Raw genomic sequence first — 14,548 nt, 5'->3', positions numbered from 1 at the left:
CGCGGGGTGGAATCGACCATGACAGACACTGGAAGGACAACCATGGAAGCCAGGGCCCAGGCGCGGTACATCCGCGTTACGCCCATGAAGGCCCGCCGAGTGGTGGACCTTATCCGTGGCATGGATGCCACGGAGGCTCAGGCGGTCCTGCGTTTCGCCCCGCAGGCCGCGAGCGTGCCGGTCGGCAAGGTGCTTGACAGCGCCATTGCCAACGCCGCACACAACTACGACCACACCGACGCCGGCAGCCTTGTCATCTCCGAGGCCTACGTCGACGAGGGTCCGACCCTGAAGCGGTTCCGGCCGCGTGCCCAGGGCCGTGCCTACCGGATCCGCAAGCGGACCAGCCACATCACCGTGGTCGTCAGCAGCAAGGAAGGAACCCGGTAATGGGCCAGAAGGTTAACCCGCATGGGTTCCGGCTCGGCATCACCACGGACTTCAAGTCCCGCTGGTACGCCGACAAGCTGTACAAGGACTACGTCAAGGAAGACGTCGCCATCCGTCGGATGATGACGTCCGGCATGGAGCGCGCCGGCATCTCGAAGGTTGAGATCGAGCGCACCCGTGACCGCGTGCGGGTGGACATCCACACCGCGCGTCCCGGCATCGTCATCGGCCGCCGTGGCGCCGAGGCCGACCGCATCCGCGGTGACCTCGAGAAGCTCACGGGCAAGCAGGTCCAGCTGAACATCCTCGAGGTCAAGAGCCCCGAGACCGATGCTCAGCTGGTTGCCCAGGCCGTTGCCGAGCAGCTGTCCTCCCGCGTCTCCTTCCGTCGCGCCATGCGTAAGAGCATGCAGGGCACGATGAAGGCCGGCGCCAAGGGCATCAAGATCCAGTGTGGTGGCCGTCTCGGCGGCGCCGAGATGTCCCGCTCGGAGTTCTACCGCGAGGGCCGTGTGCCCCTGCACACCCTCCGCGCGAACGTCGACTACGGCTTCTTCGAGGCCAAGACGACCTTCGGCCGTATCGGCGTGAAGGTCTGGATCTACAAGGGCGACGTCAAGAACATCGCCGAGGTTCGCGCCGAGAACGCCGCTGCCCGTGCGGGTAACCGCCCGGCCCGTGGTGGCGGCCCGAGCGACCGCCCGGCCCGTGGTGGTGGCCGTGGTGGCGAGCGTGGCGGCCGCGGCCGCAAGCCGCAGCAGCAGTCCGCGCCGGCTGCCGAGGCCCCCAAGGCCGAGGCTCCCGCCGCCGCTGCCGCTCCGGCTGAGAGCACCGGAACGGAGGCCTGACCGACATGCTGATCCCCCGCAGGGTCAAGCACCGCAAGCAGCACCACCCGAAGCGCCGTGGTCAGGCCAAGGGCGGTACGCAGGTTTCGTTCGGCGAGTACGGCATTCAGGCCCTCACGCCGGCGTACGTGACGAACCGCCAGATCGAGGCCGCACGTATCGCGATGACCCGCCACATCAAGCGTGGCGGCAAGGTCTGGATCAACATCTACCCGGACCGCCCGCTCACGAAGAAGCCCGCCGAGACCCGCATGGGTTCCGGTAAGGGTTCCCCCGAGTGGTGGGTCGCGAACGTGCACCCGGGCCGGGTCATGTTCGAACTGTCCTACCCCAACGAGAAGATCGCCCGTGAGGCCCTCACTCGCGCAGCCCACAAGCTGCCGATGAAGTGCCGGATCGTCAAGCGCGAGGCAGGTGAAGCGTGATGTCGGCCGGTACCAAGGCGTCCGAGCTGCGCGAACTGGGTGACGAGGAGCTTCTCGCGAAGCTCCGCGAAGCCAAGGAAGAGCTGTTCAACCTCCGCTTCCAGGCGGCGACCGGTCAGCTCGAGAACCACGGGCGGCTCAAGGCCGTCCGCAAGGACATCGCGCGGATCTACACCCTGATGCGTGAGCGCGAGCTGGGCATCGAGACGGTGGAGAGCGCCTGATGAGCGAGAGCAACGTGACTGAGCAGAAGACCGACCGCGGTTTCCGCAAGACCCGTGAGGGTCTGGTCGTCAGCGACAAGATGGACAAGACCGTCGTCGTCGCTGTCGAGGACCGCGTGAAGCACGCGCTGTACGGCAAGGTCATCCGCCGTACCAGCAAGCTCAAGGCCCACGACGAGCAGAACGCCGCCGGCGTCGGCGACCGCGTCCTCCTGATGGAGACCCGGCCGCTGTCCTCGACGAAGCGCTGGCGCATCGTCGAGATCCTCGAGAAGGCCAAGTAACCATCTGAGGCCCCGGGAAATCATTCCCGGGGGCCCCTCAGGTTCGTTCCGCCAGGCTCGGGGCGGGACCGTCCTTCGACGGTCCCGCCCCGGGAACCGGCAGACAAACAGGAGATAGACGTGATCCAGCAGGAGTCGCGACTGCGTGTCGCCGACAACACTGGTGCGAAGGAAATCCTTTGCATCCGTGTGCTCGGTGGCTCCGGTCGCCGCTACGCGGGCATCGGCGACGTCATCGTCGCCACCGTCAAGGACGCGATCCCCGGCGGCAATGTGAAGAAGGGTGACGTCATCAAGGCGGTCATCGTTCGCACCGTCAAGGAGCGCCGCCGTCCGGACGGCTCGTACATCCGCTTCGACGAGAACGCCGCTGTCATTCTGAAGAACGACGGCGACCCTCGTGGCACCCGTATCTTCGGCCCGGTCGGCCGGGAGCTGCGCGAGAAGAAGTTCATGAAGATCATCTCGCTCGCGCCGGAGGTGCTGTAAGCATGAAGATCAAGAAGGGCGACCTGGTTCAGGTCATCACCGGTAAGGACAAGGGCAAGCAGGGCAAGGTCATTGCCGCTTACCCGCGCGACGAGCGCGTCCTGGTCGAGGGTGTCAACCGGGTCAAGAAGCACACCAAGGCCGGCCCGACCGCCAAGGGCTCGCAGGCCGGTGGCATCGTCACGACCGAGGCGCCCGTCCACGTCTCCAACGTCCAGCTGGTCGTTGAGAAGGACGGCAACAAGGTCGTCACGCGCGTCGGTTTCCGCTTCGACGAAGAGGGCAACAAGATCCGCGTTGCCAAGCGGACGGGTGAGGACATCTGATGACTACCACCACCACTCCGCGTCTCAAGACGAAGTACCGCGAGGAGATCGCGGGCAAGCTGCAGGAAGAGTTCTCCTACGAGAACGTCATGCAGACCCCGGGCCTCGTCAAGATCGTGGTCAACATGGGTGTCGGCGACGCCGCCCGTGACTCGAAGCTCATGGACGGTGCCGTCCGTGACCTGACCACGATCACCGGTCAGAAGCCGGCCATCACCAAGGCCCGCAAGTCCATCGCGCAGTTCAAGCTGCGTGAGGGTCAGCCGATCGGTGCCCACGTCACACTCCGTGGCGACCGCATGTGGGAGTTCCTGGACCGCACCCTGTCGCTCGCGCTTCCGCGCATCCGCGACTTCCGTGGTCTGTCCCCCAAGCAGTTCGACGGCCGTGGCAACTACACCTTCGGTCTCACGGAGCAGGTCATGTTCCACGAGATCGACCAGGACAAGATCGACCGCACCCGGGGTATGGACATCACCGTGGTGACCACGGCGACCAACGACGCTGAGGGCCGCGCGCTCCTTCGTCACCTCGGCTTCCCCTTCAAGGAGGCGTAAGCGAGATGGCGAAGAAGGCTCTGATTGCCAAGGCTGCTCGTAAGCCCAAGTTCGGTGTGCGTGGCTACACGCGCTGCCAGCGCTGCGGTCGTCCGCACTCCGTGTACCGCAAGTTCGGCCTGTGCCGCATCTGCCTTCGTGAGATGGCTCACCGTGGCGAGCTGCCGGGCGTGACCAAGAGCTCCTGGTAGTCCCTGTAATTCAGGGATCCAGGACTCTCGGTAAGTAAAGGGCTCTGTCAGGTGCCCACCTCTCCATGCCTTAGGCTAGGAGGGTTGGGCGCCTGACGCCCAGACGACTTACTACGCCGTAGGTCCCCGCACCGCACCCGTCCCGCCGCTGAGTGGGGAGAGGGATGGCGCATACAGGAAACCCCGGCGAGAGAGGCCGAAGGCCAATTCATGACCATGACTGATCCCATCGCAGACATGCTTACTCGTCTGCGTAACGCGAACTCGGCGTACCACGACGATGTCGCGATGCCGCACAGCAAGATCAAGTCGCACATCGCAGAGATCCTCCAGCAGGAGGGCTTCATCACCGGCTGGAAGGTCGAGGACGCCGAGGTCGGCAAGAAGCTCGTCCTCGAGCTGAAGTTCGGCCCGAACCGTGAGCGCTCCATCGCGGGCATCAAGCGGATTTCGAAGCCTGGTCTGCGTGTGTACGCGAAGTCCACCTCCCTGCCCAGGGTGCTCGGTGGCCTCGGCGTGGCGATCATCTCCACGTCTCACGGTCTCCTCACCGACAAGCAGGCCGGCAAGAAGGGCGTAGGCGGAGAAGTTCTCGCCTACGTCTGGTAGCGGAAGGAATCGGAGGAAACAGCTATGTCGCGTATTGGCAAGCTCCCCATCACGGTTCCCGCCGGCGTGGACGTCACCATCGACGGCCGTACGGTCCAGGTGAAGGGCCCTAAGGGCGCCCTCTCCCACACCGTCGCGGCGCCGATCGAGGTCGCCAAGGGCGAGGACGGCATTCTCAATGTCACCCGCCCGAACGACGAGCGTCAGAACAAGGCCCTCCACGGCCTGTCCCGCACGCTGGTGGCGAACATGATCACCGGCGTGACCACGGGTTACGTGAAGAAGCTCGAAATCAGCGGTGTCGGTTACCGCGTCCTGGCGAAGGGCTCCAACCTGGAGTTCTCGCTCGGCTACAGCCACTCGATCACCGTCGAGGCCCCCGAGGGGATCACCTTCAAGGTCGAGAACCCCACCCGGTTCTCGGTCGAGGGCATCGACAAGCAGAAGGTCGGCGAGGTTGCGGCCAACATCCGCAAGCTGCGCAAGCCCGACCCGTACAAGGCCAAGGGCGTCAAGTACGAAGGCGAAGTCATCCGCCGCAAGGTCGGAAAGGCGGGTAAGTAAGCCATGGCATACGGTGTCAAGATTGCTAAGGGCGACGCTTACAAGCGTGCTGCCATCAAGCGTCGTCACATCCGGATCCGTAAGCACATCTCGGGTACGGCTGAGCGTCCGCGCCTGGTCGTGACGCGCTCCAACCGCCACATCGTGGCCCAGGTCATCGACGACGTTAAGGGTCACACCCTCGCGTCGGCGTCGACCCTGGACACCACGGTCCGCGGTGCCGAGGGCGACAAGTCCGCGCAGGCCAAGTCGGTCGGCGCCCTGGTCGCCGAGCGCGCCAAGGCCGCCGGTGTCGAGGCTGTCGTATTCGACCGTGGTGGAAACCAGTACGCCGGGCGCATTGCCGCCCTGGCGGACGCCGCCCGCGAAGCCGGACTCAAGTTCTGAGTCGCCCGTCGCGCAGTGGCTTCATTGACGCTGCGTAGCTAGCGGAAAAAGAGAGAGGTAATCCAATGGCTGGACCCCAGCGCCGCGGGAGCGGTGCCGGTGGCGGCGAGCGGCGGGACCGGAAGGGCCGTGACGGCGGCGCAGCTGCTGCCGAGAAGACCGCGTACGTTGAGCGCGTCGTCGCGATCAACCGCGTCGCCAAGGTTGTGAAGGGTGGTCGTCGCTTCAGCTTCACCGCGCTGGTCGTGGTGGGCGATGGTGACGGCACCGTCGGTGTCGGTTACGGCAAGGCCAAGGAGGTGCCGGCCGCGATCGCCAAGGGTGTTGAAGAGGCCAAGAAGCACTTCTTCAAGGTCCCCCGTATCCAGGGCACCATCCCGCACCCGATCACGGGCGAGAAGGCTGCGGGCGTCGTCCTGCTCAAGCCTGCTTCCCCCGGTACCGGCGTTATCGCCGGTGGCCCGGTGCGAGCTGTCCTGGAGTGCGCCGGCGTTCACGACATCCTGTCGAAGTCGCTCGGTTCTTCCAACGCGATCAACATCGTGCACGCGACCGTGGCGGCCCTCAAGGGCCTGCAGCGTCCCGAGGAGATCGCGGCTCGCCGTGGTCTGCCCCTCGAGGACGTCGCCCCCGCGGCTCTTCTTCGTGCACGTGCCGGGGCGGGTGCGTAATGGCTCGCCTCAAGGTCACGCAGACGAAGTCGTACATCGGCAGCAAGCAGAACCACCGTGACACCCTGCGTTCCCTTGGTCTCAAGGGCATCAACACGCAGGTCGTCAAGGAGGACCGCCCCGAGTTCCGCGGAATGGTTCACACCGTCCGCCACCTCGTGACGGTCGAGGAGGTCGACTGATCATGGCGGAAAACAACCCGCTCAAGATCCACAACCTCCGTCCCGCCCCGGGCGCCAAGACCGCCAAGACCCGTGTTGGTCGTGGTGAGGCGTCGAAGGGTAAGACGGCTGGTCGTGGTACCAAGGGCACGAAGGCCCGCTACCAGGTTCCGGAGCGCTTCGAGGGTGGCCAGATGCCCCTCCACATGCGTCTTCCGAAGCTGAAGGGCTTCCGTAACCCGTTCAAGACCGAGTTCCAGGTCGTGAACCTCGACAAGCTGGGCGCGCTGTACCCGGAGGGTGGCGAGGTCACCGTCGAGGGTCTCGTCGCCAAGGGTGCCGTTCGCAAGAACAGCCTCGTCAAGGTCCTCGGCCAGGGCGAGATCTCCGTGGCGCTGCAGGTGACGGTCGACGCCGTCTCCGGCTCCGCCAAGGAGAAGATCACCGCTGCCGGCGGTACTGTCACCGAGCTCGTCTGATTTCAGCAGGCGTCTCGATGACCTGAACGATCCCGACCGGGGATGCCCCACAAATGGGGCATCCCCGGTTGGTCGTTCCTAGGGGGGCAGTGTCGCCGGTAAGGTGGCCTGCACTGTTAATTTTCGTCCGGCGTGCCTCAAGGGAACTCCGGACGGGCTTTGACTGTTGGTTAGCTGTCAGTCATCCGTCGAACCTCAAGACCGTCACCTCTGACGCAGTAGCGCGGGGGTCGCAGGAGGCACCGTGCTCACCGCGTTCGCCCGGGCGTTCAGGACGCCCGACCTGCGCAAGAAGCTGCTCTTCACGCTCGGCATCATCGTGGTCTACCGGGTCGGTACCCACGTTCCGATCCCCGGCGTGGACTACAAGAACGTCCAGTCGTGTATTCATGCGGCCGACTCGAACCGCGGGCTGTTCAGCCTGATCAACATGTTCAGTGGCGGCGCGCTGCTGCAGATCACGATCTTCGCGCTCGGCATCATGCCGTACATCACGGCGAGCATCATTCTTCAGCTGCTCACCGTGGTGATCCCGCGACTGGAAGCCCTCAAGAAGGAGGGCTCGGCCGGTACGGCGAAGATCACGCAGTACACCCGCTATCTGACGGTCGCGCTCGCCATCCTGCAGGGCACCGGCCTGGTGGCCACCGCCCGCAGTGGCGCACTGTTCTCGGGCTGTCCCGTGGCCAACCAGATCGTGCCGGACCAGTCGATCTTCACGACCATCACGATGGTCGTCACGATGACCGCCGGTACCTGTGTCGTCATGTGGCTCGGTGAGATCATCACCGACCGCGGCATCGGCAACGGCATGTCGATCCTCATGTTCATCTCGATCGCCGCGACCTTCCCGAGCGCGCTGTGGACCGTCAAGGTCCAGGGCAAGCTGGCCGGTGGCTGGATCGAGTTCGGCACGGTCATCGCGGTGGGTCTGTGCATGGTCGGCCTGGTGGTCTTCGTCGAGCAGGCGCAACGCCGGATTCCGGTCCAGTACGCAAAGCGCATGATCGGCCGCCGTTCGTACGGTGGCACCTCGACCTACATTCCGCTGAAGGTCAACCAGGCAGGTGTGATCCCTGTCATCTTCGCCTCGTCGCTGCTCTACATTCCGAGCCTGATCGCTCAGTTCTCGAAGAGCAACTCCGGGTGGAAAACGTGGGTCACACAGAACCTGACCAAGGGTGACCACCCGGTTTACATCGCTCTGTACTTCCTTCTGATCGTTTTCTTCGCGTTCTTCTACGTGGCGATCTCGTTCAACCCCGAGGAAGTAGCCGACAACATGAAGAAGTATGGTGGCTTCATCCCGGGCATCCGGGCTGGCCGGCCGACCGCTGAGTACCTCAGTTACGTACTCAACCGGATCACCTGGCCGGGTTCGCTGTATCTGGGGCTGATCGCTCTCGTGCCGACGGTCGCGTTGGTTGGTTTCGGGGCAAACCAGAACTTCCCGTTCGGTGGTACCAGCATCCTGATCATCGTGGGTGTCGGTCTCGAGACGGTGAAGCAGATCGAGAGTCAGCTTCAGCAGCGCAATTACGAAGGGTTCCTCCGCTGATGCGAATCGTCCTCGTCGGGCCGCCCGGTGCCGGGAAGGGAACGCAGGCCGCGTTCCTCGCCAAGAATCTGGGGATCCCGCACATCTCAACGGGCGACCTGTTCCGCGCCAACATCTCCCGGCAGACGGAACTCGGCAAGCTGGCGAAGTCCTACATGGACAAGGGCGAACTGGTACCGGACGAGGTCACCATCGCCATGGCCAAGGACCGCATGGAGCAGCCCGACGCGGAGAACGGCTTCCTGCTCGACGGCTTCCCGCGCAACGTCTCGCAGGCCGAGGCGCTGGACGAGATGCTGAGCACCGAGGGCATGAAGCTGGACGCGGTGCTGGACCTCGAGGTCCCCGAGGACGAGGTGGTCCGCCGTATCGCGGGCCGTCGCATCTGCCGGAACGACTCGTCGCACGTCTTCCACGTCTCGTACAAGACGCCGAAGCAGGAAGGCGTCTGTGACGTCTGCGGCGGCGAGCTGTACCAGCGCGACGACGACTCCGAGGACACCGTCCGCACGCGGCTGGAGGTCTACCACACGCAGACCGAGCCGATCATCGACTACTACAAGGCCCAGGGCCTGGTCGTCACGATCCCGGCGCTCGGCAAGGTGGAAGAGGTCACGGCGCGCGCGATGGGGGCGCTGTCCCGCGAGGACGCCTAGTCCGTGCGGGGCCCGCTCCGCGTATCGCGGGGTGTGTGAAGCAGTACGTCGCGTCGGCCGCGGCACCCTCACCGGGTGCCGCGGCCGATGTGCGAGGCGGGCGGGGCGAAGGCCCTGTGCGCGAGCCTGGGGCCCTACCCCGGGCGGGGTGCGTCGAGTCCCCCGTATCGTTGGAGTAGTCCGTAGTTCCGGTCCAGAAAGGCCGCAGCCACCATGGTGCAGATCAAGACCCCCGAGCAGATCGCCAAGATGCGTGAGGCGGGGCTGGTCGTCGCGGCGATCCATGCGGCCACGCGGGAAGCGGCGGTGCCCGGTGCGACGACCCGTGACCTGGACGAGGTCGCGCGCAAGGTGCTCGAGGAGCACGGCGCCAAGTCGAACTTCCTCGGGTACGGCGGTTTCCCCGCGACGATCTGCACCTCGGCCAACGAGGTCGTCGTCCACGGCATCCCGGACGAGAAGACCGTCCTGAAGGACGGCGACATCATCTCCATCGACGCCGGCGCGATCGTGGACGGCTGGCACGGCGACGCCGCGTACACGGCCTTCGTGGGCACCGGCCACGCCCCGGAGCTCATCGAGCTCTCCAGGGTGACCGAGGAGTCGATGTGGGCGGGCATCGCGGCCATGAAGGTGGGCAACCGCCTGGTGGATGTCTCGCGGGCCATCGAGACCTACATCCGCCGGCAGCCGAAGCCGGGCGGTGGCAAGTACGGGATCATCGAGGACTACGGCGGCCATGGCATCGGCACCGAGATGCACATGGACCCGCACCTGCTGAACTACGTCGAGCGGAAGCGGGGGAAGGGGCCGAAGCTGGTTCCCGGGTTCTGCCTCGCGATCGAGCCGATGGTGTCGCTCGGCACACCGCGGACCGACGTGCTCGAGGACGACTGGACCGTGATCACCACGGACGGGACCTGGTCCTCGCACTGGGAGCACTCCGTGGCGCTGACGGAGGAAGGACCGCTGGTCCTCACGGCACCCGACTGCGGCAGGGCGAAGCTCGCCGAGTACGGGGTCACGGCCGCGCCCGATCCCCTCGCGGGCTGAAGCACCGCCCGCAGGGGCGTTCGCAGAATCCCTTGATATCGATCTTGCGTTCGATATCTCTCGCGCTTTTCCAGTCGCTCCCTTTCTCCGTCGACCGTGCAATCGGTCAGCCCCGCCCCTCGCGCATACGGCGCCGAAGGGTGGGGCATCGTCATGAGTGACGGAGGAGGGTGGAGCCGAATTCGTCTTTCCGGGGGCCCTGACGTAGACTGACTCGTCGGCTCTCGTGCACCCGCATGTCTGCATGCGCTCGCACGAAGTCGATCAAGGTAGTCGATTCGAAGGGCAAAGCGTGGCCAAGAAGCAAGGTGCCATCGAGATCGAGGGCACTGTCGTTGAGTCTCTTCCGAACGCGATGTTCAAGGTGGAGCTCCAGAACGGCCACCAGGTCCTGGCGCACATCAGCGGCAAGATGCGCATGCACTACATCCGCATCCTCCCTGACGACCGGGTCGTGGTGGAGTTGTCTCCGTACGACCTGACGCGCGGCCGGATCGTCTACCGCTACAAGTAGATCTTGCCTTGCTCCGTGTCCCGGTCCCGGGACGCGGGGGGTGGCACTGACCCGGAGAACCTCACCTAATGAAGGTCAAGCCGAGCGTCAAGAAGATCTGCGACAAGTGCAGGGTGATCCGCCGTCACGGTCGGGTCATGGTCATCTGCGAAAACCCGCGCCACAAGCAGCGCCAGGGCTGACGCACGACCGCACCTTCTGCACCCGCAGATACTTCGCGCGACGCAGCAGTACATGTTCATACGCAGGATCCAGGGCTGAGTCTCATCAGGCCTGACACCCCCGGTCGGAGGCCGGGGACCCGGTTCGTACCGAATGCTCGGTCCATTGGATCAGAGGACGACGGCGGGCGGGATCCGGTTCTGCGGAAGACCTCCGAACGACAACTGGAGCCATTGAATGGCACGCGTTTCCGGTGTTGACATCCCGCGCGAAAAGCGTGTGGAGGTCGCCCTCACCTACGTGTTCGGCATCGGCCGGACGCTTTCCCAGCTGACGCTGGCCGAGACTGGCGTGAACCCCAACACGCGCGTTCGTGACCTCTCCGAGGAGGAGCTGGTCAAGATCCGCGAGTACGTGGACGCCAACATCAAGACCGAGGGTGACCTCCGTCGCGAGATCCAGGGCGACATTCGCCGCAAGATCGAGATCGGCTGCTACCAGGGCATCCGCCACCGTCGTGGCCTGCCCGTGCACGGTCAGCGCACCAGCACGAACGCTCGTACCCGCAAGGGCCCGCGTCGCGCGATCGCCGGCAAGAAGAAGCCGGGCAAGAAGTAGTCCTCAGCGGACAACGCTTCATCAGCGGTCTTCGCTGTAGGACCGACCACCTCCCCGTAGGAGAAATAGATGCCCCCCAAGGGTCGTCAGGGCGCTGCCAAGAAGGTGCGCCGCAAGGAAAAGAAGAACGTCGCTCACGGGCACGCTCACATCAAGAGCACGTTCAACAACACGATCGTCTCGATCACGGACCCCTCGGGCAACGTGATCTCCTGGGCCTCCGCCGGCCACGTCGGCTTCAAGGGCTCGCGCAAGTCCACCCCCTTCGCCGCGCAGATGGCCGCCGAGTCGGCTGCCCGTCGCGCGCAGGAGCACGGCATGCGCAAGGTTGACGTCTTCGTGAAGGGCCCGGGCTCCGGTCGCGAGACCGCGATCCGCTCCCTCCAGGCCACTGGCCTCGAGGTCGGCTCCATCCAGGACGTCACCCCCACCCCGCACAACGGCTGCCGTCCGCCGAAGCGCCGCCGCGTCTGACGCACGGCCGCTCGGTCGTCGTTTACGGCGGCCCTGTGCTGGTTCGAGGTTTCCGGGCGGTACGGCTCCGTAAAAGGGCCGTATCGCCCGTACCCTTGCTGTACCCGGCCTCTTGCGAGGCGCGGTTCCGTCGGGCGTCAAATAGCGGGCGTCCACGAAAGAAGGATCTGATCACCACATGCTGATCGCTCAGCGTCCGTCCCTGACCGAAGAGGTCGTCGACGAATTCCGCTCCCGGTTCGTGATCGAGCCGCTGGAGCCGGGCTTCGGCTACACCCTCGGCAACTCCCTGCGTCGCACCCTCCTCTCGTCGATCCCCGGCGCTGCTGTCACCAGCATCCGCATCGACGGTGTCCTGCACGAGTTCACCACCGTGCCGGGCGTCAAGGAGGACGTCACCGACCTGATCCTCAACATCAAGCAGCTGGTCGTCTCCTCGGAGCACGACGAGCCGGTCGTGATGTACCTGCGCAAGCAGGGCCCGGGTCTGGTCACCGCCGCCGACATCGCGCCCCCGGCCGGTGTCGAGGTCCACAACCCCGACCTCGTCCTCGCCACGCTCAACGGCAAGGGCAAGCTGGAGATGGAGCTGACCGTCGAGCGCGGTCGCGGCTACGTCTCCGCCGTCCAGAACAAGCAGGTCGGTCAGGAGATCGGGCGCATCCCGGTCGACTCGATCTACTCGCCGGTGCTGAAGGTCACGTACAAGGTCGAGGCGACCCGTGTCGAGCAGCGCACCGACTTCGACAAGCTGATCGTCGACGTCGAGACCAAGCAGGCCATGCGTCCCCGTGACGCCATGGCGTCGGCCGGCAAGACCCTGGTCGAGCTGTTCGGTCTGGCCCGCGAGCTCAACATCGACGCCGAGGGCATCGACATGGGCCCGTCCCCCACGGACGCCGCCCTTGCCGCCGATCTCGCGCTGCCGATCGAGGAGCTGGAGCTCACGGTCCGCTCGTACAACTGCCTCAAGCGTGAGGGCATCCACTCCGTGGGTGAGCTCGTCGCCCGCTCCGAGGCCGACCTCCTGGACATCCGCAACTTCGGTGCGAAGTCCATCGACGAGGTCAAGGCGAAGCTGGCCGGCATGGGCCTGGCCCTCAAGGACAGCCCGCCCGGATTCGACCCGACCGCCGCCGCCGACGCCTTCGGCGCCGACGACGACGCGGACGCGGGTTTCGTGGAGACCGAGCAGTACTGAGCCAGTACTGGGACGGCTTCCGTCCTCCGGGGTCCTTCGGGACCCCGGATCTTCGACGGGCAATCGCCCGCTCGGACACTGTCCCCGGTACCTGATACGGCCGGGGCAGACACCTAGGAGAAACAATGCCGAAGCCCGCCAAGGGTGCCCGTCTGGGCGGCAGCGCCGCGCACGAGAAGCTGCTCCTCGCGAACCTCGCGAAGTCGCTCTTCGAGCACGGCCGCATCACCACCACCGAGGCCAAGGCCCGTCGCCTGCGTCCCTACGCGGAGCGTCTGGTCACGAAGGCGAAGAAGGGTGACCTTCACAACCGCCGTCAGGTGCTCTCGGTGATCACGGACAAGAGCATCGTGCACACGCTCTTCACCGAGATCGGCCCGCGTTACGAGAACCGCCCGGGTGGCTACACCCGTATCACCAAGATCGGTAACCGCCGTGGCGACAACGCGCCCATGGCTGTCATCGAGCTGGTGGAGGCCCTGACCGTGGCCCAGCAGGCCACCGGTGAGGCCGAGGCGGCCACCAAGCGTGCCGTCAAGGAGACCGAGGCCCCGGCCAAGGTCGAGGACACCAAGGTCGAGGACGCCGCTGAGGCTCCCGCCGAGGAGTCGAAGGACGCCTGAGGCACTGCCTTGCTGTGAGCGGGTCCGTCCCTTCGGGGGCGGGCCCGCTTTCGCGTTGCCGGGGAGGAACCCGGTCCTGAGAGGATCTAGGTGTGAGTGACGAAGCGGAGCCCGGGTTCGTACGGGTGCGGTTGGATCTGTCGTACGACGGGACCGAGTTCTCCGGATGGGCCAAGCAGGCCGGGGGGCGCAGGACCGTGCAGGGCGAGATCGAGGACGCGCTGCGGACGGTGACGCGGACCAGGGACACCACGTACGAGCTGACGGTGGCCGGACGGACCGACGCCGGGGTGCACGCGCGCGGCCAGGTGGCCCATGTCGACCTGCCCGGGGAACTGTGGGCCGAGCACCGCGAGAAGCTGCTGAAGCGGCTGGCCGGAAGGCTGCCGAAGGACGTACGGGTGTGGTCGCTCACCGAGGCGCCGGCCGGTTTCAACGCGCGGTTCTCGGCGATCTGGCGGCGCTACGCCTATCGCGTCACCGACGAACCCGGCGGCGTCGACCCGCTGCTGCGCAGTCATGTCCTGTGGCACGACTGGCCGTTGGACGTCGACGCCATGAACCAGGCGGCCGAACGGCTGCTGGGTGAGCACGACTTCGCCGCCTACTGCAAGAAGCGCGAGGGCGCGACGACCATCCGTACGCTCCAGCAACTGAGCCTGGTGCGCGGTGCGGACGGTGTCATCACCGCCACCGTGCGGGCCGACGCCTTCTGCCACAACATGGTGCGGTCGCTGATCGGGGCCCTGCTCTTCGTGGGGGACGGGCACCGCGGGCCCGAGTGGCCGGGGAAGGTGCTCGCCGCCGCCGTACGGGACTCGGCCGTTCATGTCGTACGGCCGCACGGGCTGACGCTCGAAGAAGTCGGTTACCCCGCGGACGAGTTGCTGGCCGCGCGGAACAAGGAGGCCCGGAACAAGCGGACGTTGCCGGGTGCGGGCGGCTGCGAGACCTGCTGAGGGAGCCTCGACCGAGAGTGCTTCAACTGCCGGGTGCCGGGATCCACTTGACGACCGTGAACGATCGCGGGTGATCGTGGGTGCCCCGGCGGGGGTGGCGGAGCGGGGCGGCGGCCGTTGTTCGT

The 14,548-nt window shown here is 65.9% G+C and carries 25 protein-coding genes; all 25 read left to right on the top strand.

The features are described 5' to 3' along the window. Nucleotides 1–42: 42 nt before the first annotated feature. The 25 genes from rplV (at nt 43) to truA (ending at nt 14,423) form a co-directional block, all read left to right on the top strand. Nucleotides 43–390: a 50S ribosomal protein L22 gene (rplV, locus tag ACFYR3_RS10125; protein WP_006604878.1), complete on the top strand. Its 348-nt coding sequence runs from the start codon at nt 43–45 to the stop codon at nt 388–390. Next, the gene (gene rpsC, locus ACFYR3_RS10120; protein WP_355840661.1) at nt 390–1,238 is read left to right on the top strand and encodes a 30S ribosomal protein S3; all 849 of its coding nucleotides are present in this window, start codon (nt 390–392) and stop codon (nt 1,236–1,238) included. Before rplV ends, rpsC begins: the two co-directional genes overlap by 1 nt. A 5-nt stretch (nt 1,239–1,243) precedes the next feature. Beyond that, nucleotides 1,244–1,663 (top strand): 50S ribosomal protein L16, encoded by a 420-nt coding sequence (gene rplP / locus ACFYR3_RS10115; RefSeq protein WP_099500627.1) that lies wholly within the window; start codon nt 1,244–1,246, stop codon nt 1,661–1,663. Further along, entirely contained in the window at nt 1,663–1,887 is a 225-nt protein-coding gene (rpmC, locus tag ACFYR3_RS10110) for a 50S ribosomal protein L29 (RefSeq protein ID WP_003998824.1), read from the top strand. Before rplP ends, rpmC begins: the two co-directional genes overlap by 1 nt. Further along, complete coding sequence (gene rpsQ / locus ACFYR3_RS10105) at nt 1,887–2,171, top strand: 30S ribosomal protein S17 (protein ID WP_037626988.1); 285 nt, start codon at nt 1,887–1,889, stop codon at nt 2,169–2,171. Before rpmC ends, rpsQ begins: the two co-directional genes overlap by 1 nt. 120 nt (nt 2,172–2,291) lie before the next feature. Next, nucleotides 2,292–2,660 carry a 50S ribosomal protein L14 gene (rplN, locus tag ACFYR3_RS10100; protein WP_003992364.1) on the top strand — a complete coding sequence of 123 codons (369 nt, stop codon included), beginning with the start codon at nt 2,292–2,294 and terminating at the stop codon, nt 2,658–2,660. Nucleotides 2,661–2,662: 2 nt separating this feature from the next. Beyond that, complete coding sequence (gene rplX, locus ACFYR3_RS10095) at nt 2,663–2,986, top strand: 50S ribosomal protein L24 (RefSeq protein WP_261705329.1); 324 nt, start codon at nt 2,663–2,665, stop codon at nt 2,984–2,986. After that, complete coding sequence (rplE, locus tag ACFYR3_RS10090) at nt 2,986–3,543, top strand: 50S ribosomal protein L5 (protein WP_261705330.1); 558 nt, start codon at nt 2,986–2,988, stop codon at nt 3,541–3,543. Before rplX ends, rplE begins: the two co-directional genes overlap by 1 nt. A gap of 5 nt (nt 3,544–3,548) precedes the next feature. Beyond that, complete coding sequence (locus ACFYR3_RS10085) at nt 3,549–3,734, top strand: type Z 30S ribosomal protein S14 (protein WP_261705331.1); 186 nt, start codon at nt 3,549–3,551, stop codon at nt 3,732–3,734. A 210-nt stretch (nt 3,735–3,944) separates the two neighbouring features. Next, a complete protein-coding gene (gene rpsH / locus ACFYR3_RS10080) occupies nt 3,945–4,343 on the top strand; it encodes a 30S ribosomal protein S8 (RefSeq protein WP_261705332.1) in 399 nt (132 codons plus the stop codon). Between the two features lie 24 nt (nt 4,344–4,367). Further along, nucleotides 4,368–4,907 (top strand): 50S ribosomal protein L6, encoded by a 540-nt coding sequence (rplF, locus tag ACFYR3_RS10075; RefSeq protein WP_261705333.1) that lies wholly within the window; start codon nt 4,368–4,370, stop codon nt 4,905–4,907. Between the two features lie 3 nt (nt 4,908–4,910). Next, a complete protein-coding gene (rplR, locus tag ACFYR3_RS10070; protein WP_168510320.1) occupies nt 4,911–5,294 on the top strand; it encodes a 50S ribosomal protein L18 in 384 nt (127 codons plus the stop codon). 65 nt (nt 5,295–5,359) lie between these two features. Continuing rightward, nucleotides 5,360–5,965: a 30S ribosomal protein S5 gene (gene rpsE, locus ACFYR3_RS10065; RefSeq protein WP_006376045.1), complete on the top strand. Its 606-nt coding sequence runs from the start codon at nt 5,360–5,362 to the stop codon at nt 5,963–5,965. Then, nucleotides 5,965–6,147 carry a 50S ribosomal protein L30 gene (gene rpmD / locus ACFYR3_RS10060; RefSeq protein WP_055553514.1) on the top strand — a complete coding sequence of 61 codons (183 nt, stop codon included), beginning with the start codon at nt 5,965–5,967 and terminating at the stop codon, nt 6,145–6,147. Before rpsE ends, rpmD begins: the two co-directional genes overlap by 1 nt. Nucleotides 6,148–6,149: 2 nt before the next feature. After that, entirely contained in the window at nt 6,150–6,605 is a 456-nt protein-coding gene (gene rplO, locus ACFYR3_RS10055) for a 50S ribosomal protein L15 (protein WP_189190330.1), read from the top strand. Nucleotides 6,606–6,849: 244 nt separating this feature from the next. Then, entirely contained in the window at nt 6,850–8,163 is a 1,314-nt protein-coding gene (gene secY, locus ACFYR3_RS10050) for a preprotein translocase subunit SecY (protein ID WP_355840660.1), read from the top strand. After that, nucleotides 8,163–8,819, top strand: a complete 657-nt coding sequence (locus ACFYR3_RS10045) for an adenylate kinase (RefSeq protein ID WP_355840659.1) — start codon at nt 8,163–8,165, stop codon at nt 8,817–8,819. The genes secY and ACFYR3_RS10045 overlap by 1 nt, the downstream gene beginning before the upstream one ends. A 213-nt stretch (nt 8,820–9,032) precedes the next feature. Beyond that, entirely contained in the window at nt 9,033–9,872 is an 840-nt protein-coding gene (gene map / locus ACFYR3_RS10040; RefSeq protein ID WP_355840658.1) for a type I methionyl aminopeptidase, read from the top strand. Between the two features lie 292 nt (nt 9,873–10,164). Beyond that, nucleotides 10,165–10,386 (top strand): translation initiation factor IF-1, encoded by a 222-nt coding sequence (infA, locus tag ACFYR3_RS10035; protein WP_003948620.1) that lies wholly within the window; start codon nt 10,165–10,167, stop codon nt 10,384–10,386. Nucleotides 10,387–10,454: 68 nt separating this feature from the next. After that, entirely contained in the window at nt 10,455–10,568 is a 114-nt protein-coding gene (gene rpmJ, locus ACFYR3_RS10030; RefSeq protein ID WP_003998809.1) for a 50S ribosomal protein L36, read from the top strand. Nucleotides 10,569–10,785: 217 nt separating this feature from the next. Further along, on the top strand, nt 10,786–11,166 hold the full coding sequence (gene rpsM, locus ACFYR3_RS10025; RefSeq protein ID WP_081218901.1) for a 30S ribosomal protein S13: 381 nt from the start codon (nt 10,786–10,788) through the stop codon (nt 11,164–11,166). Between the two features lie 69 nt (nt 11,167–11,235). Continuing rightward, the gene (rpsK, locus tag ACFYR3_RS10020; protein WP_003956432.1) at nt 11,236–11,640 is read left to right on the top strand and encodes a 30S ribosomal protein S11; all 405 of its coding nucleotides are present in this window, start codon (nt 11,236–11,238) and stop codon (nt 11,638–11,640) included. Between the two features lie 178 nt (nt 11,641–11,818). Continuing rightward, on the top strand, nt 11,819–12,841 hold the full coding sequence (locus tag ACFYR3_RS10015; RefSeq protein ID WP_003966937.1) for a DNA-directed RNA polymerase subunit alpha: 1,023 nt from the start codon (nt 11,819–11,821) through the stop codon (nt 12,839–12,841). Nucleotides 12,842–12,966: 125 nt separating this feature from the next. Beyond that, nucleotides 12,967–13,464, top strand: a complete 498-nt coding sequence (gene rplQ, locus ACFYR3_RS10010; protein ID WP_266761767.1) for a 50S ribosomal protein L17 — start codon at nt 12,967–12,969, stop codon at nt 13,462–13,464. Nucleotides 13,465–13,556: 92 nt separating this feature from the next. Beyond that, a complete protein-coding gene (gene truA, locus ACFYR3_RS10005) occupies nt 13,557–14,423 on the top strand; it encodes a tRNA pseudouridine(38-40) synthase TruA (protein WP_355843955.1) in 867 nt (288 codons plus the stop codon). The last annotated feature ends 125 nt before the right edge of the window (nt 14,424–14,548 follow it).

Origin of the sequence: Streptomyces sp. NPDC005784, assembly GCF_042871525.1 — a bacterium.
Taxonomy (GTDB): Bacteria; Actinomycetota; Actinomycetes; order Streptomycetales; family Streptomycetaceae; genus Streptomyces.
This window is presented reverse-complemented; position numbering and strand designations above follow the sequence as displayed.